General features: G+C 73.4%; 16 protein-coding genes. 6 read left to right on the top strand and 10 right to left on the bottom strand.

The window, feature by feature from the left end; translation table 11 throughout:
- Positions 1 to 306: 306 nt before the first annotated feature.
- From JJI54_RS30810 to JJI54_RS30820, 3 genes are read right to left on the bottom strand one after another with little or no spacing between them, the layout of a single operon-like run.
- Positions 307 to 1230 (bottom strand): hypothetical protein, encoded by a 924-nt coding sequence (locus tag JJI54_RS30810; RefSeq protein WP_203077262.1) that lies wholly within the window; start codon positions 1228 to 1230, stop codon positions 307 to 309.
- Entirely contained in the window at positions 1223 to 1930 is a 708-nt protein-coding gene (locus JJI54_RS30815) for a class I SAM-dependent methyltransferase (RefSeq protein WP_203077263.1), read from the bottom strand. Before JJI54_RS30815 ends, JJI54_RS30810 begins: the two co-directional genes overlap by 8 nt.
- Positions 1931 to 1941: 11 nt before the next feature.
- A complete protein-coding gene (locus JJI54_RS30820) occupies positions 1942 to 2415 on the bottom strand; it encodes a nucleoside deaminase (protein WP_203077264.1) in 474 nt (157 codons plus the stop codon).
- Between the two features lie 83 nt (positions 2416 to 2498).
- On the opposite strand from JJI54_RS30820, the gene dnaE reads away from it, so the two are divergent.
- Entirely contained in the window at positions 2499 to 5945 is a 3447-nt protein-coding gene (gene dnaE / locus JJI54_RS30825; protein ID WP_203077265.1) for a DNA polymerase III subunit alpha, read from the top strand.
- 6 nt (positions 5946 to 5951) lie between these two features.
- Here dnaE and JJI54_RS30830 read toward each other — a convergent pair whose 3' ends face one another.
- On the bottom strand, positions 5952 to 6383 hold the full coding sequence (locus JJI54_RS30830; protein WP_203077266.1) for a hypothetical protein: 432 nt from the start codon (positions 6381 to 6383) through the stop codon (positions 5952 to 5954).
- A gap of 36 nt (positions 6384 to 6419) precedes the next feature.
- On the opposite strand from JJI54_RS30830, the gene JJI54_RS30835 reads away from it, so the two are divergent.
- Positions 6420 to 7289 (top strand): hypothetical protein, encoded by an 870-nt coding sequence (locus tag JJI54_RS30835; RefSeq protein ID WP_203077267.1) that lies wholly within the window; start codon positions 6420 to 6422, stop codon positions 7287 to 7289.
- On the top strand, positions 7286 to 8428 hold the full coding sequence (locus JJI54_RS30840) for a hypothetical protein (protein ID WP_203077268.1): 1143 nt from the start codon (positions 7286 to 7288) through the stop codon (positions 8426 to 8428). Before JJI54_RS30835 ends, JJI54_RS30840 begins: the two co-directional genes overlap by 4 nt.
- Before the next feature lie 109 nt (positions 8429 to 8537).
- Here the strand turns inward: JJI54_RS30840 and JJI54_RS30845 are convergent, their stop codons facing one another.
- From JJI54_RS30845 to cysQ, 4 genes are read right to left on the bottom strand one after another with little or no spacing between them, the layout of a single operon-like run.
- Complete coding sequence (locus JJI54_RS30845) at positions 8538 to 9596, bottom strand: glycosyltransferase family 4 protein (protein ID WP_203077269.1); 1059 nt, start codon at positions 9594 to 9596, stop codon at positions 8538 to 8540.
- Entirely contained in the window at positions 9593 to 10846 is a 1254-nt protein-coding gene (locus JJI54_RS30850; protein WP_203077270.1) for a glycosyltransferase, read from the bottom strand. Before JJI54_RS30850 ends, JJI54_RS30845 begins: the two co-directional genes overlap by 4 nt.
- On the bottom strand, positions 10839 to 12395 hold the full coding sequence (locus JJI54_RS30855; protein ID WP_203077271.1) for a hypothetical protein: 1557 nt from the start codon (positions 12393 to 12395) through the stop codon (positions 10839 to 10841). Before JJI54_RS30855 ends, JJI54_RS30850 begins: the two co-directional genes overlap by 8 nt.
- A gap of 12 nt (positions 12396 to 12407) precedes the next feature.
- A complete protein-coding gene (cysQ, locus tag JJI54_RS30860; protein ID WP_203077272.1) occupies positions 12408 to 13193 on the bottom strand; it encodes a 3'(2'),5'-bisphosphate nucleotidase CysQ in 786 nt (261 codons plus the stop codon).
- A 176-nt stretch (positions 13194 to 13369) separates the two neighbouring features.
- Here cysQ and cysN point away from each other — a divergent pair, with 176 nt between their 5' ends.
- The 3 genes from cysN to JJI54_RS30875 all read left to right on the top strand — a co-directional run bounded on the left by cysN (position 13370) and on the right by JJI54_RS30875 (position 17019).
- Complete coding sequence (gene cysN / locus JJI54_RS30865) at positions 13370 to 15250, top strand: sulfate adenylyltransferase subunit CysN (RefSeq protein ID WP_226382271.1); 1881 nt, start codon at positions 13370 to 13372, stop codon at positions 15248 to 15250.
- Between the two features lie 156 nt (positions 15251 to 15406).
- The gene (locus tag JJI54_RS30870) at positions 15407 to 16201 is read left to right on the top strand and encodes a sulfotransferase family 2 domain-containing protein (protein ID WP_203077273.1); all 795 of its coding nucleotides are present in this window, start codon (positions 15407 to 15409) and stop codon (positions 16199 to 16201) included.
- Complete coding sequence (locus JJI54_RS30875) at positions 16198 to 17019, top strand: sulfotransferase family 2 domain-containing protein (protein ID WP_203077274.1); 822 nt, start codon at positions 16198 to 16200, stop codon at positions 17017 to 17019. Before JJI54_RS30870 ends, JJI54_RS30875 begins: the two co-directional genes overlap by 4 nt.
- 15 nt (positions 17020 to 17034) lie before the next feature.
- On the opposite strand, the gene JJI54_RS30880 is transcribed toward JJI54_RS30875, so the two are convergent.
- The gene (locus JJI54_RS30880) at positions 17035 to 19422 is read right to left on the bottom strand and encodes a DUF6212 domain-containing protein (protein WP_203077275.1); all 2388 of its coding nucleotides are present in this window, start codon (positions 19420 to 19422) and stop codon (positions 17035 to 17037) included.
- The gene (locus tag JJI54_RS30885; protein WP_203077276.1) at positions 19419 to 20678 is read right to left on the bottom strand and encodes a glycosyltransferase; all 1260 of its coding nucleotides are present in this window, start codon (positions 20676 to 20678) and stop codon (positions 19419 to 19421) included. The genes JJI54_RS30880 and JJI54_RS30885 overlap by 4 nt, the downstream gene beginning before the upstream one ends.
- Positions 20679 to 20694 lie beyond the last annotated feature (16 nt).

The raw sequence follows: 20694 nt of genomic DNA on the forward strand, positions 1-20694 counted from the left end.
AAACTCGTCGTCATCCTGAACGCCATGATGCGCACACGACAGCCTTGGGCCACCTCCAACCACCAGACCGCCTGACCCCACCACGCCCAGCGCAAGACGGTTGCTTGGAACCCCATGTGATCGGGGGATGGAGGGAGGGGCACCGCGCGACCGCTTGTCCGGAGCGCGTTCCACGCCCCTCCCTCCATCCCCCGATAACCTCGCGGTCCAGGGGCGCGACGCCCCTGGCTGGGAAGGGGTTCGGGGAAGGGGCGGAGCCCTTTCCCCGAGGCAACCGGCGCACCCTATGCCCGAACCCGCCACCGCCTACGCGAACACCCCCTCATGCAGCCCCACCTCGAAGGCCGAGGCGCGGATCAGGTCGAGGAGGTAGGGGGCGGAGGAGATGGTGCGGAGGCGGCGCATGCGCAGGCGGGCGGTGCGCCAGGCGGCGTTGCCGAAGCTGTCGCGGATCGCGTGCAGGTGGTCGATGACGGTGTCGGCATCCGCGCTGGCGGGGATCTGGAAGGGGTAGTCGGTGCCGAGCAGGCCGGTGGCTTCCTCGTCATCGTCGGCGATCACGGCGATGGCGCCGGCATGGGCGGCGGTGAAGCCCTTGGTGAAGGGCTTGAAGCCGGCGCCCCAGAGGGCGCGCGGGCGGAAGGCGTAGTGCAGGTTGTAGGCGGGCAGCTGCTCGAACCAGTGGTTCTTGTTCGCCGTCAGCGTCTCGATGGTCGTGACCAGCCCGGCGTCGCGCACGGCGCCGAGATGCGCGGCGTTGTCGAGGTTGCCGAAATAGGCGCAGGCAAAGTGGTCCCATTGGCAGGCGACGGGCCAGAGGTCGAGGTCCACATGGTGCGGCAGGTGGATCACGGGCTTGTCCGGCCAGGTGGCGCGGAGGTGCCGGTATTGCAGGGCGGAGACGGCCAGGAAGCCGTCCGCCAGGTTGCCATCCGCGGCGGTGACGCGCCGGTCCACGAAATCCACCAGCACGGTGCAGCCGGCGGCCTTCAGGCGCGCGACCACGTCCTGCGGCTTCGGCATCAGGGCCGATTTGTTGACGATGGCGACGGCGCCGGCGATGGGTTCGTCGCTGAACGCAACGCGGACGCGGCGGCCGTAATCCACCGCCACCTGGGCGAAGAGGCTGGCGAGTTGCCGGCCGCGGAGATGCGCGGAGCCGGCGCGCTGCTGGGCGCGTTCGATGACGAAGACGATGTCCCGCCCGGCCGCCGGGAAGGTGTCAGGCATTGCGGCGCCAGGCTTCGCGGTAGGGGGTCTTCTCCACCACGATCATGCTGTCGTGGAAGTGCAGGCCGCCGATGGCGGTGCCGATGCTGTTGCGCCGTTCGAGCTGCCCCTCGCGCTGGTCCGGGTGTTCGCGGAAGCGGGCGCGGTGGCGGTTGGGCACCATGAAGTCCGGCATCATCTTGTCCGCCAGGCCCTTGAAGTAGTCATAGACATTGATGCCGAGCGTGGTGTCCTGGTGGGAGGGGTAGTGGATGGTGTGCGTATCCTCCACCACGTAGAGGCCGTTTTCCGCCAGCACGGGGAACAGGCCGAGGAAGGTGGTGACCATGTCGCCCTGCTGGTGGGACCCGTCGTCGATGACGATGTCGGGCGTGCCGATCGCGGCGATCACCTCGTTCAGGAAGTCGAAATCGCCCTGCTGGCCGATGAAGACGCGGTCGGCGACGCCGGCTTCCGCGACCGCGGTGCTGGCGGGGTCCACATCGATGCCGAAGATGCGGGCCTCGGGGCCGAAGTATTCCCGCGCGGTGAAGAGCGACCCGCCGCCCTGCACCCCGATCTCCAGGTAGGTGACCGGCCGGCCATCCAGCGCCTGGGCGCGGTAGGGGGCGAGGTAGCGGTCATAGAGGTCGAGGTAGTGGTCCCATTTGTCGGACCGGAAGGGCTTGGGCGCTTCCCAGATCTGGCGGTAGGTCTTCATGGGGGCTGATCCTACCAGAAGCCGCGATGCGGCGCCTCCGCCTCGTCTTCCAGAAGCGGTCCTTCCACGGCGATGGCGCGCTGGCCGGCGGCGAAGACCTGGCGGCAGGGCAGGTCCATGGTCAGGTTCTCCGGATGCGGGCCGATCAGCGCCTTCAGCCGCGCCTCCGACAGCCCATAGACCAGCCGCCCGATGCCGGCCCAGTAGAGCGCGCCGGCGCACATGGCGCAGGGTTCCGCGCTGCTGACCATGGTGGCGGTGGCGCGGGCCTCCGGGCTCAGTTCGATGCAGGCGCGGGTGGCGAGCAGCCTTTCGGCATGGGCGGTGCCGTCCCCATGCGGGTGGAAGCCGTTCTTGGCTTCCATCAGCACCGTGCCGTCCGGCGCGGCGAGGAGGGCGGCGAAGGGGTGGTTGCCCTCCGCGCGGCTTTCCTCGGACAGGGCGATGGCCCGGCGGAGCAGGGAGAGGTCGGTCGAGTCGCGCATTGTCCACAGCCTTGGATGGCGGTGGGGTGCGGCGCAAGGCGAAGTCGTGGATTCCGGCGCGGCCGGCCCCTACCTTGGGGGGCATGAGCAGCTTCATCCACCTCCATACCCATTCCGCCTATTCGCTGTCGGAGGGGGCCATCAAGGCGGACAAGCTGCCCGCCCTGGCGCGGGGCTATGGCATGCCGGCCGTGGCGCTGACGGACAGCGCCAACCTGTTCGGCGCGCTGGAATTCAGCCAGGCCTGCACGGGCAAGGGCATCCAGCCCATCATGGGCTGCCAGCTGAACCTGGCGCGGGGCGAGACGGATGAGGGTGGCGGCCGTGCCAGCGACCCCAACCGCAACCGGCCGGACCCGATCGTGGCGCTGGCCATGGATGCGGCGGGGCTCGAGAACCTGCAGCGCCTGTCCTCCTTCGGCTACCTCGCCAGCGATCCGTCTGGGGAGCCCTGCGTGACGCTGGCGGCGCTCGGCCAGCATGCGGAGGGGGTGATCCTGCTGACCGGCGGCACGACGGGGCCGCTCGGCCGGCTGCTGGCGGAGGGGCGGCGGGAGGCGGCGGAGAAGCTGCTGGCCAGGCTGGCGGAGATGTTCGGCGACCGGCTGGCGGTGGAGCTGCAGCGCCACGGCCTGCCGGTGGAGAAGGTGATCGAGCCCGGGCTGCTGGCGCTGGCCGATGCCGCGCGGCTGCCGATCGTCGCCACCAACGACGTCTATTTCGCGAAGCCCGAGATGCATGCGGCGCATGATGCGCTGCTCTGCATCGCGGAGGGCCGCGTGATCGCGGAGACGGACCGCCGCCGCGTGACGCCGGAGCACTACTTCAAGTCGCCCGAGGCGATGCGGGAGCTGTTCGCGGACCTGCCCGATGCCTGCGACAACACGCTGGCCATCGCGCGGCGCTGCGCGGTGATGGCGGAATCGAAGAAGCCCGAGCTGCCGATCTGCCCCAAGGTGAAGCCGGGCATGACGGAGGCCGAGACGGTCGCCGACATGGCGACCAGCGGGCTCGAGAAGCGGCTGGAGGACCAGGGCACGCCGGAGGCGGAGCGGCCCAAGTATCGCGAACGCCTGGCCTACGAACTCTCGGTGATCGAGAAGATGGGCTTCTCAGGCTACTTCCTCATCGTGGCCGACTTCATCCAATGGGCGAAGCAGCACGACATTCCCGTGGGGCCGGGGCGCGGTTCGGGCGCCGGTTCCGTCGCCGCCTGGGCGCTGCTGATCACCGACCTCGACCCGATGCGCTTCGGCCTGCTGTTCGAGCGCTTCCTCAATCCCGAGCGCGTGTCGATGCCGGACTTCGACATCGATTTCTGCCAGGACCGGCGCGACGAGGTGATCCAGTACGTCGTGCGCGAATACGGCGCCGACCGGGTCGCGCAGATCATCACCTTCGGCAAGCTGCAGGCCAAGGCGGCGGTGCGCGACGTGGGCCGCGTGATGGGCCTGCCCTATGGCCAGGTGGATCGCATCGCCAGCCTCATCCCCTTCAACCCCGCCAAGCCCGTGACGCTGGCGCAGGCGATCGAGGGCGAGCCGAAGCTGCAGGAGATGCGCGACAATGACGAGCAGGTGAGTCGCCTGCTGGAAGTGGCGCAGGAGCTCGAGGGGCTGTACCGCAACGCCTCCACCCACGCCGCGGGCGTCGTCATCGGGCGGAAGGTGCTGAACGAGATCGTGCCGCTGTATCGCGATCCGCGCAGCCCGATGCTGATCACGCAGTACTCGATGAAATATGTCGAGCAGGCGAGCCTGGTGAAGTTCGACTTCCTCGGGTTGAAGACGCTGACGGTGCTGCAGCGCGCCGTGCAGATGCTGGCGAAGCAGGGGGTGGAGATCCAGCTGGACCGCATCCCGCTGGATGACGCCAAGACCTACGCCATGCTGGCCAAGGGCGATGCCGCCGGCGTGTTCCAGTTCGAAGGCCAGGGCATGCGCGACTGCCTGCGCATGATGCGGCCCGACCGGTTCGAGGATCTGATCGCGGCGGTGTCGCTGTACCGGCCGGGGCCGATGGCGAACATCCCCGCCTATTGCCAGCGCAAGCATGGCGAGAAGTGGGAGCCGCCGCACCCCGCCATCATGAACATCGTTGGCGAGACCTACGGAATCCTGGTGTACCAGGAGCAGGTCATGCAGATCAGCCAGGAGCTGGCGGGCTACAGCCTGGGCGGCGCCGACCTGCTGCGCCGCGCCATGGGCAAGAAGATCCGCAGCGAGATGGAGGCGCAGCGCAAGATTTTTGTCGAAGGCGCCGTCAAGAACGGCGTGCCGGAAGCCAAGGCGGGTGAGATCTTCGATCTCATGGAGAAGTTCGCGGAATACGGCTTCAACAAGTCCCACGCCGCCGCCTATGCCCTCGTCAGCTACCATACGGCCTGGCTGAAGGCGAACCATCCGGTCGCCTTCCTGGCGGCCTCGATGTCGCTCGACCTCGGCAATACCGACAAGCTGGCGGGGCATATGCAGGAAGCCGCGCGGCTCGGCATCGCGGTGCTGCCGCCGGATGTGAACAGATCCGGCGCGGAATTCGTGCTGGAGACGCGGGAGGATGGCAGCGTCGCGATCCGCTTCGCCCTTGCCGCCGTGAAGCGCGTGGGGCTGGGGGCGATGAAGGACCTGGTGGCGGCGCGCGATGCCTCCGGCCCCTTTGCCTCGCTGTCCGATTTCGCGGGGCGCGTCGATCCGAAGCTGCTGAACAAGATGCAGCTGGAGAACCTGGCCCGCGCCGGGGCCTTCGACAGCCTGGAGAAGAACCGCGCGAAGATGGTGCAGGGGGTGGAGGCGGTGCTGCGCGCGGCGCAGGAAGCCGCGGAGCGCCGCGCCAACCCGACGCGCGACATGTTCGGCGCGGAGACGGCGCCCCCGCCGCTCCGCCTGCCGGAAGCGCAGGACTGGCCGACGCTGGAACGCCTGACCTATGAGGCGGAGGCGGTGGGCTTCCACCTCTCCGCCCATCCGCTGGATGCGTACAAGAAGGTGCTGACGAAGCTCGGCGCCGTCTCCTCCGCCCGCATCGCGGAACGCGCGCGGGGCGGGTCGGCGCGGATGAAGCTGGCGGGCACGGTGGTGGCCGTGAAGTCCGGGCGCACCAAGACCGGCAACAAGATGGCCTGGGTGAAGTTCAGCGACGCGGAAGGCAGCTACGAGGTCACCTTCTTCAGCGAGACGCTGGCCCGCGCCGATGGGATGCTGGCGGAAGGCCAGGCGCTGGTGGTGACGACGGAAGTGCGCGTGGATGGCGACACGGTGCGGCTGACGGCGCTGGAGCTGGAGCCGCTGGAGAAGGTCGCGCAGGGCATGGCGACGGGCATCCGCCTGTGGCTGGAACAGACCGCCGCGGTGGACCACATCCGCACGCTGCTGGGCCGCGAAGGCAAGGGCCGCGGCCGCGTGGTGCTGGTGCCCGTGACCGGCCCGGGGCAGGAGGTGGAGATCGCGCTGCCGGGCGGCTTCAACGTCTCCCCCCGCCTGATGCAGGCGATGAAGGTGGTGCCGGGGGTGGCGGAGGTGGAGGAGATCTGAGCGCCGCTACGCCGCCGGGAACAGCCGCGGGATGCTGCCCAGCATGATGGTCAGCTCCGCCAGGTTGTAGGCGATGCCGGCCAGCTGCAGGCGGCGGAGGATGGCGGCGGTGTCCCGCCCCGGGGCGCGCAGCGCCGCATCCATGCGCGGCACCGCCCAGCCCCGCGCGGCCAGCGCGCAGGCCGCCAGCAGCGCCAGCCCCGCCGCCACGCGCGGCTGCCCCGCGGCCATGAAGGCCAGGACGGCGAGCATGCCGAGCCCGGTCACGGCCAGCAGCCAGGCATTGACCAGGCCGCGCAGCATGCGCCCGACGACCGGGTCGCTCAGCGGCCGCAGGAAGAAGGTCAGCGAGGCGAAGGCGAAATAGACCATCGGGAAGATCAGGACGATGGTCGCCATCAGCGACAGGCCGGACGGGTTCAAGGCCTGCGTGCTCATGCCCCTGGTCTCCCCCTGGATGCGCTTCCCGCCAGCATGCCGCGTCCCGGCGCGGCGGAGGAGGGGGCCGGCGTGTCACCGGGGCGATTCCAGCGCGCGGCGGGATGGTCTAGGAAGGGAGCCCGCCCGAGGAGGAAGCCCGCCCTGTCGTCTCCCCTGCTCGATCTCTCCCCCGATCGCCTGGCGCCGGACCGGCAGGCCGCGGCGCTGCTGGATGCCGGGTTGCTCGCCGCCCATGCCGTGCGGCTGCGCGAAGCCGCGGGGCCGCTGCTGGAACGCCTCGGCCCCGATGCGCGGATCATGAGCGAGTTCCTGGTCGAGGAACTGGCCCGCCTGGCCGCGCAGCTGGACGCCGTGGCGCAGGCGCAGCGGGAAGCGGCGCTGACCCGGCAGGAAAGGCTGCGGATCGACCCGCTGCCCACCATCCCCGCCGCCCGCCGCATCGCCGCCCGCAGCGCGGAGGCGGCGGCGGAGGAAGGCCCCGTCTTCGTGGAGGCCGGCACGGCCGATTTCATCGGCTTCGGCTGGTACGGGATCGAGCCGACGGAAGGCGGCGTGCTGCGCTGGTCCGGCCAGGCGCCCTGGGCTTCCCTGCTGCTGCCGGCGCTGGGCGGCGGCGACCTGGTGCTGACCGTCGCGGTGCGCGCGCCCTTCGGCAGCGGGCTCGACATGGCGGCGGAGGAATGGCTGCTGGATGGCATGCCGCTGAGCTTCGAGACGCTGTCGAATGACGGGGTCACGGGCCTGTTCTCCGCCCGGGTGACGCTGCTGGAACGGCCGGCGGGGTCCCGCGCCACGCTGCTGATCCGCCCGACGCCGCGCACGGACCCCGCCACGGGGCCGCGGCGCGATCCCCGGGCGCTCGGCCTTGGCCTGTCCTGGGCGCGGGTCGAGCGCGCGGAGTGACGCCCAGGATCCTGATCACCGGCGACCTGCTGCGGCCGCAGGACGAGGCCTTCCGGCCGGCCCAGCGGGACAACATCCGCTGGTTCCACCGCCTGGTCCGCCGCCCGCTGGCCGCGGCCACCGGGCTGCCGGTGGAGACGGTGCTGTGGGACCACGGCGGTCCCCCGGATTTCGAGAGCACGGGCTTCGACACGCCGGGCTTCTACGCCGCCGCCGGCGCCACGCCGGATATCGAGGGCTGGGTCTCCCTGTTCGACGCGCCTGACCTGGCGGTGGAGGCCGCCGCCATGCTGGCGCGCGCCTATGCCGGGGCCGCGGTGGTGGTGGGGTTCGAACTGGCGGAGATCCAGAAGCGGCTGCTGACGCAGCTCGGCATCCCCTGGATCGACGTGAACATCCACCCCTACCGCTTCGGCCCTGACCTGCTTTTCGCCATCGCGACGGCGGAGCCGGAGGTGATGGCCGGGCTGCGGCGGCACCATGCCGAGGACCTGGTGTTCGAGCCCTGGGCCGACCTGATGGCGGCCACCGTCAGCCGCATCCCGCCGCACCGGCCGATCACGGAGCCCTGCCTGGTGGTCGGGCAGACGCGGGTGGACCGCGCGCTGATCCGCGATGGCCGGCTGCTCGACCTCTCGCATCTCGGCCCGGCGCTGCGCCAGGCGGTGGGGGAGGAGGGGCGCGTGCTGTTCAAGGCGCATCCCTACAACCCCGATGGCTTCGGCATCCACCATGCCGGCCTGAAGCTGTCCCGCATCCGGGAAGTGGCGGACAACAGCTATGTGCTGCTCGGCCAGGATGCGGTGCGGCGCGTCATCGGCGTCTCCTCCTCCCTGGTCGCGGAGGCGCGGTTCTTCGGGAAGGAGGGCGTGTTCCTCGGCACGCCGCCCTTCCACATCGCGCCGACGCGCCAGGCGCTGCGCATCGGCCTGCATGCGAGCGTGGTGGATGCCTGGGCCTCGGCCGATTTCTGGCGCGACCTGCTGGCGCCTCTGCTGCCGGTGACGGCGCATGACGGCCACAGGCCGGTGCTGCCGCCGAATGCGCTGCGCGCCTCGCTGCGGCAATTCTGGGGCTGGGACGAGATTTTTCTTCAGTTGCCCTGGGACATCGCGGCGGCCCGCGCGGCGGCGCGGTAGGGCATGCGCGCGGCGGCGCGGTAGGGCATGCGCGCGGCGGCGCGCTGAGAAAAGCGCGCGGCAAGCTTCAGCCCAGCATCTTCAGCCCAGCAGCTTCAGCCCAGCAGCTTCAGCCCAGCAGCTTCAGCACCTCGCCCGCCGCGGCCTCGATCGCCGGCACGCCATGGTGCTTCTCCACATGGCGGCGCGCCTGCTGGCCCATGCGGATGCGCAGCTCGTCATCCGCCAGCACCATCTCCACCGCATGCGGCAGCGCGGCTTCCGCCACCAGCAGCCCGGCGGTGCCATGCGGGATGCCGCCCTGGATGGTGCTGCGATAGGCGATGACGGGCACGCCGCAGGCCATCGCCTCCACCGTCGCGCGCGGCAGGCCATCCATGGTGGAGGTGTGCACCATCAGCCGCGCGCCGCGCAGCGCGGCGAAGACGGCGGGATGGGGCAGGCGGCCGGCGAAGGTCATCCGGGCGCGCAGCCGCCCGGGCACCGAGCGGCGGAATTCGCCGAGCCCTGTGCCGCCGCCCACCAGAGTCACGCGGTGGCGCGCCGCGAGCGGCACCAGCACCACCTGGTTCTTCCGCGCATCGCTGAAATTGCCGACATTGATGATGTCGCAGGCGGCATCCGCCAGCGGCACGGGGCGGCCCTCGCCGGCCTCGGCCAGGTCCACGTATTTCGGCAGCACCAGGGCCTGGCCGCGGCGGAACAGCGGGCGGAAATGCTGCGAGAGCTGTTCGCGGTATTCGCCCAGCACCAGGCTCGCCCGGTCCAGCAGCGGGTCGGTGACGCCGCCGCCCACGATGAAGCCGCAGGCCGTCCCGGGCTCCAGCGCCGCCTGGGTATCGGCATTCACGCGGTAGCCGAGGCCCTTGTAGAGCACGAGGCCCGGCGCGAAGGCGCGCAGCTCCGCCTTCAGCGATGCCGAGACCTGGCGATGCGGGATGTCCTGCGGGTTGTCGGCGGGGCAGAAGGTGGCGCGCACGGCGCCGTCCAGCACCGTCTCCTCCTCCAGCGCCTCGCCGCCATGCAGGCGGAAGACCCGCACCTCCAGCCCCTGGCGCGCGAAGGCGCGGGCCAGGACGGCTTCGCGCATCGCGCCCCCCATGCTGCGCTGCGCATGGGACATGACGATCGCGAGCCGCGGGGCGATCCGCGGGGCGATGGCGATCACGCCGCCGGGCCCGCCGCGAAGGCGGCATCCAGCGCCGCCAGGAATTCGTCCCGCGTCATCACGTCCCGCAGGCTGCCGGCGAAGCGGGCGCGGGTGCCGGGCGTCGCGGCTTCCGCCATGGCGCGGGCCAGGTCCACCGGGGAGGCGCGCTTGAAGTGCAGGCCATCGATGCCGTTCGCCACCTTCTCCGCCATGCCGCCGATGTCGGAGACGATCAGCGGCGTGCCGGCGCGCCGGGCTTCCTGGATGACGACGGGCGAATTCTCCCACCAGATGGAGGGCATGACGGCCCAGCCGACGGAGCCCATCAGCGCCACCGCATCGGCCGGGTCGTAGCGCCCGGCGAAGGCCAGCGCCTGGCCGACCTCGGTGATGACGGGGTCGAGCGCCGGGAACAGCCGCACCACCTCCTCCCGCTCCGCCCCGAAGACCGTCAGCGTGATGGCGGGGTTGGCGCGCAGCGCCAGCGGCAGGGCGCGCAGCAGCACGTCGAGCCCCTTGAACAGCGTCGGCGATCCGAAGAAGCCGAAGCTGGTCGCGGCGGCGGGCGCGGCGGCGATGGGGCGGGGCAGGGCCAGCGCCTCGTCGCCCAGGTAGTTCTCGATCACCGCGGCATGCGGGCGCTTCAGCCCCCAGGCCAGGTAGCGGTCCCGGATGAAGGCGCTGGGGTGGATCACGGCGTGGAAGCGGCTGAGCGTGGACAGCAGCGTCGCCTTGCGGATGGCGAAGCGTTCCAGCGTCTGCTCCGGGAAGCAGGTCAGGCAGCGCATCGGGCTTTCGGCGCGGCAGAGTTCGCGCGACTGGGTGCGGACCATCTGGCCGTGATGCAGGCAGATGGCCAGCATCTCATGCATCGTGATGGCGAAGCGCGCATCGGGGCGTGCCGCCATCAGGTCCACGATCAGGTCGGTGCCGACGCGCCAGTAATGGTGCAGGTGGAAGACATCGACCGGCAGGCTGGCCAGGAAATCCACCAGCACGCGGCGCTGGTGCGGATCCTCCCAGGCCAGGCGGTCCTCCGCCATGCCGGCGAAGGTGTAGATGTATTCGTCATCCCCATGCGGCATCACCGGCTCGATCGGGCGATGCGCGGCGTAGCGGGTGCCGACATCGCTGGCCGCGACCAGGACCGCGCGGCGGCCGGCATGGCGCAGCGCGGTGAACTGCCGGTGGGCCGCCATCTCCCCGCCGCCCTTGGAGAAATCGGGGTGGGAATGGCTGAGGATGCAGATGCGGGGCGCGTCAGCCATGCGCCGGGGCCTCCATCCGGGCGCGGGCGGCCGGGTCGCCGGTGGTCCAGAGCCGCGCCAGGTGGTCATTGACCAGATCCGCCACCGCCAGGCTGGCCATGGCATAGGGCACGGGGGGGAAGGGAAGCTCCCCGGGCGTGGCGCGGGCCAGGCGCAGCAGCCGGGCCAGGCTGTCCGGCAGCCCGGCGCCGCAGCCGGCCGCGGCGTGCAGCGCCAGCAGCCGCGCCAGCTCCACCGGGCGCAGCGGCGGGCCCAGCGCTTCCTCCTGCCCCGCGCCGGCCGCCAGCGCGGCGGCGTAGCGGCCGAGATCGACGGCGAGGATCCCATCCTCCCCGGCCGCATCCCGCAGCCCCTGCACGGCGTCCGGCCCCGTCACCACCGCGATCCGGCCGCGGCGGGCGAAGACCTGCGCCACGGCCTCCGCCGCATCGCCCAGCACCAGCAGCCGGTCGCAGCGGTGCTCGATCTCCGGCGCCAGCACGTAGAACAGGCGCGCCGCGGTCGGGTCATCGGCGCCGATCAGCAGGATGCTGCGCGGCGCGGCGGCGCGGGGCGCGCTGGCGGCGCGGGCGGCCAGCAGCTCCAGCGCCGGGCCGAAGGCGGCTTCGCGGCGGCCGATCACCTCCCGCAGCAGGGCGAGGGCGGGGCCGCTGCCGGCATCCAGCGGCAGCGCGGCCAGGCGGTTGCCGCGGCACAGCGCATCCAGCATCGGCGGCACGGCGCCGGCGCGGGGCTGGATGCGCAGGCAGAAGGCTTCCTCCCCCCGCAGCCGGGCATGCAGCACCACTTCCAGCCCCTGCAGCCCATCGAGCCAGCCGGCATCGATCCGCCCGTATCCCGCCATGGCGGTGGGCAGGGGGGCGGCGTACCAATCCGCCAGGGGCACCGGCAGCAGGGTGGGCAGGCCGCCATCGGGCGCGGCGTAGTAGCCGATCAGCGCCGCTTCCAGCGTGGCATCGGCCGGCACCGGGTGGGTGGCGCGCAGCATCACCACCACCTCCCCCGATGGGGAGGACAGGGCCTCCACCTCCGCCAGCGGGGCCACCTTCTCCTGCCGCCCGCGCAGCAGGGGCAGGCGGGCCAGCCATTCGCCGAAGACGCCATAGGCGCGGTCCGCCTGCTGCGTCAGCGGCGCCAGCAGGGGGCTGGCGGCGGCATCCCGCAGCAGGCCGAAGGCGGCCTGCCAATCGCCTTCCGCCAGCAGCCGGGCGGGGTCGCGCGGGATGCGGCCGTCGCGCAGGTCCGCCCGCACTGTGCGGTCCCCGGCCTGCAGCGTGCAGACCAGCTCCGTCGGGTCCTCCGGCGTCGCGAAGGCCAGGATGAAGCCGTTGACCACCGCCCGGCGGGGATCGGCGGGATGGACGCCGGGGCGGGCGTGGAAGCTGGAATGCTCGATCGGGCAATCGCCGGCGCGCCCCGCCGCGATCGAGAGTTCGGTGCCCTCGCCCCGCGGCGTCATCGCCCAGCCCATCGCCAGCGCATGGCGGGGCGATAGCGGGATCACCGCATCGATGCCGAGTTGCAGGCTGTCATCCGCCGCGACGATCACCGGCCGCCTCCCTCAGGCGCCCCAGGCGATGAAGGCGCCGTTGAGGAAGCCCTGTTCCGCCTTGCCGTAGCGGAAGGGGGCGCCGGCCGGCGTCTCCACCCGCCCGCCCGCGGCTTCCAGCACCGCCTGGCCCGCCGCCGTGTCCCATTCCATGGTGGGGCCGAAGCGCGGATAGACATCGGCCTCCCCCTGCGCGAGCAGGCAGAACTTGATGGAGGAGCCGATGGAGCGATGCTCCCCGATCGGCAGCCCGGCCAGGAAGGCGGTGGTCTCGGCATCCATGTGGGACCGGCTGGCGACCGCGGTCCAATCCGCCGCGGGGCGGGGGCGGGCGCGGATGGCGCGCCATTCGGCGCGGGACGGGTCATCCCCCACCGCCAGCCGCGCGGCCTGCGCGCCCTGGCCCCGGATGCCGCGCCAGGCCATGCCGAGCGCCGGGGCATAGACGACGCCGCAGCTGGGCACCCCATCCTCGATCAGCGCGATGTTCACCGTGAACTCCCCGGAGGGGCCGAGGAATTCCCGCGTGCCGTCCAGCGGATCCACCAGGATGAAGGGCGCGCCGGCGCGGAGCGCCACATGCAGGGCATCCTCCTCCGACACCACGGGGATGCCGGGGGCGGCGCGGGGCAGCTCGGCGGCGATCACGGCATCGGCGGCCAGGTCCGCTTCCGTCAGCGGCGAGCCGTCCGACTTGGAGGCGACGCCATAGCTGCGCGACCGCACCTCCACCACCCGCTCCCCGGCCTCGGCGGAGATGGCGGTGAAGCGGGCGAGCAGCGCGTGCAATTCGTTCATCGGCGCGTGGCATCCTGGGGGCCGGGGGGGGGCCGGGGCGCATCTTGCCGGTCGCCGTCCGGTCGTGTGATAGCGATCTTGTAGCCGCCCCGTGGCCCGCGGGGAAACCCGGGCCAGCGCGGAAGGGCATGGGGTCGCGCGGAAAGGAAGGCACGGCGGCGATGGATGCCCAGGCGATGGCTACCCGGCCCGCGGCAGCGGGGACGGGCGCGATGGCGGCGCGGGGCCTGCTGCGGTTCCTGACCTGCGGTTCCGTCGATGACGGCAAGTCCACGCTGATCGGCCGGCTGCTCTATGACAGCCGCCTCATCATGGACGACACGCTGGCGACCATCGCCAAGGACAGCCGGAAGCACGGCACGGTGGGGGAGGAGATCGACCTTGCGCTGCTGGTGGATGGGCTGGAGGCGGAGCGCCAGCAGGGCATCACCATCGACGTCGCCTACCGGTTCTTCGCCACGCCCGCGCGCAGCTTCATCGTCGCCGATACGCCGGGGCATGAGCAGTACACGCGCAACATGGCGACGGGCGCCTCCAACTCCGACCTCGCCATCATCCTCTGCGATGCCCGCAAGGGGCTGCTGACGCAGACAAGGCGCCATTCCACCATCGCCTCCCTGCTCGGCATCCGCCATGTCGTGCTGGCGGTGAACAAGATCGACCTGGTGGGCTTCGACCAGGCCGTGTTCGACCGGATCGTCGCGGACTACACGGCCTTCGCGGAGGGCCTGGGCTTCGCGACGCTGGTGGCCGTGCCGCTCTCCGCCCGCTTCGGGGACAATGTCACGCAGCGATCGCCGCGCATGCCCTGGTATGAGGGGCCGACGCTGCTGGAGCATCTGGAAGCGGTGGATACGGAGGCGGATGCGGCCAGCCGCCCCTTCCGCTTCCCCGTGCAATGGGTGAACCGGCCGAACCAGGACTTTCGGGGATTCTCCGGCACCATCGCCTCCGGCCGCGTCGCGGTGGGGGACCGTGTCGTTGTCGCGGCCTCGGGCCGGTCCAGCACGGTGGCGCGCATCCTGGGCCCGGATGCGGACCAGGCGGAGGCCTCGGCCGGGGAGGCGGTGACGATCTGCCTGGCGGATGAGGTGGATGTGGCGCGCGGCGACGTCCTTGCCCCGCCGCAGGAACGGCCGGCGGTGACGGACCAGTTCGCCGCGCATCTGCTGTGGATGGATGAGGATGCGATGCTGCCGGGGCGGCAGTACCTGATGCGCATCGGCAATCTCTGGACGCCGGTTTCCGTCACCAGCATCCGCCACCGGGTGGACGTGAACACGCAGAAGCAGCTGCCCGCGCGGCGGCTCGACCTGAACGAGATCGGCTTCTGCAACCTCTCCGCCGCGCAGCGTGTGCCGCTGGACCCCTATGCGGAGAACCGGCAGACCGGCGCCTTCGTGCTGGTGGACCGCTTCACCAACCGCACCGCGGGCGCGGGCATGGTCGCCTTCAGCCTGCGCCGCGCCACCAACATCCACCAGGAGGAATTCCTGGTGGACAAGGCCGCGCGGGCGGCGCTGGACCACCAGAAGCCGCTGGTGCTGTGGTTCACCGGCCTGTCGGGGTCCGGCAAATCCACCATCGCCAAGCTGGTGGAGCAGGCGCTGCACCGCGAAGGCCGGCACACCTATACGCTGGATGGCGACAACCTCCGCCACGGGCTCAACCGCGACCTCGGCTTCACCGATGCCGACCGGGTGGAGAACATCCGCCGGGTGGGGGAGGTCGCGAAGCTCTTCGTCGATGCGGGGCTGATCGTCCTCTGCTCCTTCATCTCCCCCTTCCGGGCGGAACGGCGGATGGTGCGGGAGCTGATGGGCCCCGGCGAGTTCATCGAGGTCTTCGTCGATACCCCGATCGAGGAATGCGCGCGGCGCGACCCGAAGGGCCTCTATGCCAAGGCCATGGCCGGGACGATCAAGAACTTCACCGGCGTCAGCAGCCCCTATGAGGCGCCGGAGGCGCCTGAGCTGCGCGTCGCGACGCTGGGGCTGACGCCGGCGGAGGCGGCGGAGGCGGTGCTAGCGCATCTGCGCGGGGCCCTGGCGCGTTGACCGCGCCGCGCCGCAGGCGCTAGGGAAATTTTATGGAAACAGGCTTCTGTAATTGAGACGACGCCACGCCGCGCCGGCCCGGCCCTTCGCCTCGCCCCGGGGAGAGGCTGGAGGGATATCCCGGGGGGTGGAAGGCGAGGCGGGAGGTCACGCGCCATGCTGATGCAGGCCCTCTTCGAAGGGCGGATCGCCGACTACCTGCGGGATGCCGCGGTGGGCATCGATCCCTGCATCCTCGTGCACATCCCGAAGACGGCCGGCACCTCGCTGCGCACGGAGCTGGCGGCGCTGCTGCCGCCCGACGTCAACATCGTGGTGGACTACGCCGATACCAGCCGCAGCTTCCACGCGCGGATGGACGACGCGGTGGAGCGCTTCATGGCGGAGGCCGGGCCGGCCGGCATCCGCTTCGCCTCCGGCCACATCCTGGCGCGGCACGTGGCGCGGATGCAGGCGGGCTTCGCCGATGCGCGCTTCGTCACCATGCTGCGCAACCCGGTGGACCGGGTGGTGTCGGACTATCGCCACCAGCGATCGAAGCGCCATCCGGTGCATGAGGCCTTCGCCGCGCGCTTCCCGACGCTGGAGGACTACGTCGATTTCGCGCCGGAGCAGAACAAGATGGCGCAGCACCTGGTGCCGGAACCCATCCTGGGCGGCGGCCGCGCTGCCGCCTGCATCGCCCATGTCATGCGCGCCTACGCCTTCGTCGGCATCCAGGAGATGTACGGGATCTCCTTCCGCGTGCTGACCGCGCTGGCGGGGCGGCCGGGCTGGCCCAGCCTGCGCGCCAACGTCAATGACGACGACGAGGATGAGCGCCGCGTCACCACCGCCATGGCGCAGCGGATCCGGGAGGCGAATCCCCTCGACCTCGCGATCTATGACCATTTCCACGGCCGCCTGGCGGGCGTCGCGCCGCTGCTGGCGGAGGCGCTGGCGGCGCCATGACGGCGCTGCCCCTGCTGCTGGCGGGCCGCTTCGATGAGTGGATGGCGGCCGCCGCCCTGCCGCCGCCGCCGCTCTGGCTCTTCGTGCATGTGCCGAAGACCGCGGGCAGCAGCCTGTCGGCGGAGGTCTCGACGGCGCTCAACCCCTATCGCAGCCTGCATATCGACCATCTCGACCGCAGCCGCCCGGCGCTCGATCGCTACGACACGGCGGTGGAGGAGGCGCTGGCGGCGCATGCGGCGCTGCCCTTCCGCTTCGCCTCCGGCCATGTGCAGCAGCGCCATGTCGCGCGGCTGGTGGCGGGCATCCCCGGCACGCGGCTGTTCAGCATGCTGCGCGAACCCGCCGCGCGGCTGGTCAGCGACTACCTCTACCAGCGATCGCCCATGCATCCGCTGGCGGAGGAGGTGCGGGCCCGCATCCCCGATTTCGACGCCTTCCTGGACCTGCCCGGCCAGCGCAACCGCGCGGCGCGGCACCTGGTGCCGGCGGCAATCGTGGCCGCCGGGGACGTGCCGGCGGCGATCGCGCATGTGGAGGCGAACTTCGCCTTCATCGGCGTGCAGGAACGCTATGCGCTGGGCTTCCGGGCGCTCTGCGCGCTGCTCGGCGTGCCGCATCGCCCGCCCACGGCGCGGATGCGGGTGAACAGCGCCGCGGCGGTGGAGCGGGCGGAGATCGCGGCGCGGCTCGCGGACCCCGCGCTGGCGGCGCGGATCGCCGCGGCGAACGCGCTGGACCTCGCGCTCTACCGGCATGTCGCCGCGCGCTGGGACGCGATCGCGGCGCCGCTGGAGGCATGGCTCGCCGCCCGCTGAGGCGGCGGCGATGCCTCAGCCGCGCAGCGCCTCCGCCACCGCGGCGGCCAGGCGCCGGGCGCGCTCGACCCAGGCCTCCTCCTCCTCCGCCGGCAGGCCGGCGGTGCCGGCGGCGCGGGTCGCGAGGCTCGGCAGCACCTCCAGCACCGCGGCGACCAGGGCGCGGTCATGCGGGGTGGCGAGCATGGCCAGGGCTTCCGCCGGCGCGGGGTGTTCCAGCCGCCAGAGCGGGCCGAAATTGTCCATCTGCGTGCCCGGCCAGCGGTCGAACATCTGCGGCCAGCCCTTCATGGAGCGGAATTCGAGGCCGACGGTCCCGCGCCGGTCGAACAGCTTGGTCCGCACCTGGCGCCAGAGGCCGGCGGGCGCCACCAGTCCGGTGATGGCCAGGTCCAGGTGCTGGTAGGTGCCTTCCTTGTTCACGAGGTGCTGGTTGAGCTTGAGGTCCCGCCAGGCCGTCGCGGTCGGCGTGTCCTGCGCGAAGGCGAGCGGCGGCGCGGCGGTCGGCGGCGCGGCGGTCGGCGGTGCGGCCGGCGGGGCTGCCGGCGGGGCGGCCGGGGGGACAATGGGCGCGGCCGCGGGGCCGGGCGGCGGCGCGGCGCTGGGGAGCGGTGCCGCCGGCGCCGCCACGCGGAAGGCGCTGCCGCGCGAGGCCGCGAGGCCGAAGCCCGCCGGCGCTTCCGGGCCGGGGCGGGACGGCCCGCTGCCCGGCAGGGCGACGCGGGAGGGTGCCGGGCCGGTCGGCGCCGGTGGCGCGGTGGCGGCCAGCAGCGGCGCCAGGGCGGGCGGCTGGGCCGGCGCCGGGGGGATGGCGGCGATGCGGATCGACGCGGGCGCCGGCGGCCGGGGCGGCGGCGGCGGTGCGGGCGGCTTGGCGACCGGCGCGGGTGGCGGCGGCGGCGCGGGCGGCGCGGCGACGGGCGCGGGCGGCGGCGGTGCAGGCGGTGGCGCGGCGGCGGGCGGGGGCGGCGGCGCGGCCGGTGCGGGCGGGGGCGCGGGCGGCGGCGGCGGCGCGGCCGGCGGCGCGGCTGCTGGCGCGGGCGTGGGCGCGGGTGGCGGCGGGGCCAGGGGCACCGGCATGGGCGGCGCCGCGACGGGGGGCTGCGGGGCCGGGGCCTCCGGGTCGCGCCGCGGCACGCCGGCGGCGCCGGTGGCGAGTGCCAGGCGCCCGACCTCCAGGCTCGCCGCGCTGCCGGCATTGCGGATGACGAGCCGCAGCGCGACCGTGCCCGATGGCGTGGCGGGCAGGGGCAGCGCCACGCGGAGCCTGCCCTCCGCATCCACCCGGCGCCAGCCGCTGTGGCGCGGCTGGTCCGTGGCCTCCGCCGCGGCGGCCAGTAGCGCCACCTCCAGCTGCGCGGGGTCGCCCTGGCGCAGCGATGCCTCCAGCATCGCCAGGTCCGCCGGGCCCGCCGGCAGCGGGGGCAGGGAGAGGCGCGCCTCCGCCCCGGGGGCGAGGGCCAGCAGCAGGCGGGGCGACTCCGCGCCCAGGGCGATGCGTTCCGCCGTGGCCCCCTGCAGCGCGGCGCCGGCCCAGGCCGTCTCCGGCAGGGGCAGCACCAGGCCGGGCGCGGGGGCGGGCAGGTCCCGCATGGCCCAGTCGAAATGCCGCGGCGCGCGCAGATGGCCGGGCTCCGCCGTCTCCACCCGCAGCGCCAGCGGCGCGCCGGCATCGGGCCCGCCGGAGGAGATGCGCACCCGGTCGCCCGGGGCGGCGTCCAGCGCGATCTCCAGATGCGCCTCCCCGCTGCCGGCGGGGGCGGGTTCGGGCAGGTCCAGCGTCAGCCAGCCCGCGGCCAGGTCCCGCCCCGGCACGCTCCAGGCGCCGATGATGCGCCCGCCCGCCACCAGCCGGACGCGCAGCAGGGACGCGGCCTCGGCAGCCGGGGCGCCCAGGTGCAGCGCGACGCCGCTCAGCCCCTCCGCCCCCCGGCCCAGCGGCTGCATGGCGCGGGCGGGCGGGGCCGGCCCGCCGGGGACCGGCGGAAGGTCGATGACCCGGCGCGGCGGCGGCACGGGCTGCGCCGCCAGGCGGCGATGCAGCGCGCCGCGCAGCGCCTCGGCCTCCGCCAGCGCGGCGGCCAGCCGGGCGACCAGGGCGGGCATCAGCGTCGCGGCGGGCAGGGCGGGGATGCCGGGGGGCAGGCCGGCGGCCAGCGCCGCGGCGCCCGCCGCATCCGCCGCCACGCTCGCCAGCGGGCGCAGGCCGGCGGGCAGCGGCAGGGCGGGGCCGGGCGGGGCATCGGGCCGGCGCAGCACGCCATCCACCGGCCGCAGCACCGTGATGGGCGGGCTGCCGGGCCCCTCCAGCCCCAGGGTCTCGAGCCCGGGCGCGACGACGATCATGGGCGTGCCGGCGGCCAGGGCGGCCAGTTCCGCGGCGCCGATCAGGAAGGCGGTCATGCGGCAGTCTCCGGGAAGGCGAGGGGTTCGGCCCTGGACGGGATGGCCGATGGAGGGGCCGCCCCGGCGGTGCCGGATGCCGGCGCCATGGCGGCCGCGAGGCGGAGCTGGCCCATCCATTCGGGCACCGCCCGCGCCCAGCTGCGCCGCGCGGCTTCCGCCGCGGCCCGCGCCGCCATGGCCGCGGCGGCGGCGGGATCGGCGAGCAGGGATTGCGCGGCTTCCGCCAGGCCGCCCGCATCCGGGGTCGGGGCGATGCGGGCCAGGCGCGCGGCCGCATCGCCCAGCGCTTCCAGCGCCGCGGCGGTGGCCACCACCGGGCAATGCCGCGCGGCCGCTTCCAGGAAGACCAGCGGCGCCCCTTCGAGGCGGGAGGGCAGCACCAGCGCATCGGCGCCGAGGTACCAGGGCGTGGGGTCCGCCACCTGTCCCACCAGGCGCAGCAGGCCGCGCGGGTCGGCCTTCGCCTCCGCCTCCAGATGCCCGCGCAGCAGCCCGTCCCCCAGCACCGCGATCGGCTGGTTCAGCCGGTCCGTCAGCGCCGGCAGCAGGTCCGCGCCCTTCGCTTCCTCCAGCCGCCCGACGAAGACCAGCAGCTTCTGCCCGGGGCGGAGGCCGAGCAGCGCGTGCAGCGCGGCGCGGGCGGCGCCGCGTGCCTCCGCCCCCGCGGCCGGGCCCTCGGCGGGGGCGGGGGCGGGGGCGGGGTTGTCGATCAGCGCGATCCGCGCCGGCGGCAGGCCGAAGCAGGCGGCGCCACGCCGGGCGACGGGGGCGGAGACGGCGGCCCAGGCGGCGCCGGCGGCATCCAGCGCCGGCAGCTCCGCCGCGATGGCGGGCGGGGGCGGGCCCTCCGCCGCCAGGTGCAGCGCCACCAGCCGGGGCAGCCCACGCCCCGCCACCGCGCGCATCAGGCCGAGCCCGGCATCGGGCCAGGGGAGCGGCAGCAGCACCATCTCCGGCGATTCGGCGACCAGCAGCGATTCCGCGGCGGCCCGCTGCCGGGCGATGGTGGCGGGGGTGGGTTCCGCGCCATCCCCGCCCAGCCGCGCGGCGACCATGCGCGGCGCGGGCAGGCCGGGCGGCAGGAAGGCGGCGAGCGACGGCAGCAGCGACGGCTCCGCCGCCAGCGTCACCTCCAGCCCCTGCGCGCCAAGCCGCGCGGCGAGTTCCGCCGCATGACGTTCGGTACCGCCGAGGCGGGAGGAGGGCAGCGGCACCAGCAGCCGCGTCAACTGGCGGGGCGGCGTCAGCGCCATGGCGCCGCGCGCGCGA

This window comes from Falsiroseomonas ponticola, assembly GCF_016805305.1.
GTDB lineage: Bacteria > Pseudomonadota > Alphaproteobacteria > Acetobacterales > Acetobacteraceae > Falsiroseomonas > Falsiroseomonas ponticola.

Coding starts and splice junctions, on each gene's coding strand:
- JJI54_RS30835 (WP_203077267.1), top strand. CDS start 6,420: ATGCCGCGTCCCGGCGCGGCGGAGGAGGGGGCCGGCGTGTCACCGGGG.
- cysN (WP_226382271.1), top strand. CDS start 13,370: ATGGCTACCCGGCCCGCGGCAGCGGGGACGGGCGCGATGGCGGCGCGG.
- dnaE (WP_203077265.1), top strand. CDS start 2,499: ATGAGCAGCTTCATCCACCTCCATACCCATTCCGCCTATTCGCTGTCG.
- JJI54_RS30875 (WP_203077274.1), top strand. CDS start 16,198: ATGACGGCGCTGCCCCTGCTGCTGGCGGGCCGCTTCGATGAGTGGATG.
- JJI54_RS30815 (WP_203077263.1), bottom strand. CDS start 1,930: ATGAAGACCTACCGCCAGATCTGGGAAGCGCCCAAGCCCTTCCGGTCC.
- JJI54_RS30810 (WP_203077262.1), bottom strand. CDS start 1,230: ATGCCTGACACCTTCCCGGCGGCCGGGCGGGACATCGTCTTCGTCATC.
- JJI54_RS30880 (WP_203077275.1), bottom strand. CDS start 19,422: ATGACCGCCTTCCTGATCGGCGCCGCGGAACTGGCCGCCCTGGCCGCC.
- cysQ (WP_203077272.1), bottom strand. CDS start 13,193: ATGAACGAATTGCACGCGCTGCTCGCCCGCTTCACCGCCATCTCCGCC.
- JJI54_RS30870 (WP_203077273.1), top strand. CDS start 15,407: ATGCTGATGCAGGCCCTCTTCGAAGGGCGGATCGCCGACTACCTGCGG.
- JJI54_RS30830 (WP_203077266.1), bottom strand. CDS start 6,383: ATGAGCACGCAGGCCTTGAACCCGTCCGGCCTGTCGCTGATGGCGACC.
- JJI54_RS30885 (WP_203077276.1), bottom strand. CDS start 20,678: ATGGCGCTGACGCCGCCCCGCCAGTTGACGCGGCTGCTGGTGCCGCTG.
- JJI54_RS30820 (WP_203077264.1), bottom strand. CDS start 2,415: ATGCGCGACTCGACCGACCTCTCCCTGCTCCGCCGGGCCATCGCCCTG.
- JJI54_RS30850 (WP_203077270.1), bottom strand. CDS start 10,846: ATGGCTGACGCGCCCCGCATCTGCATCCTCAGCCATTCCCACCCCGAT.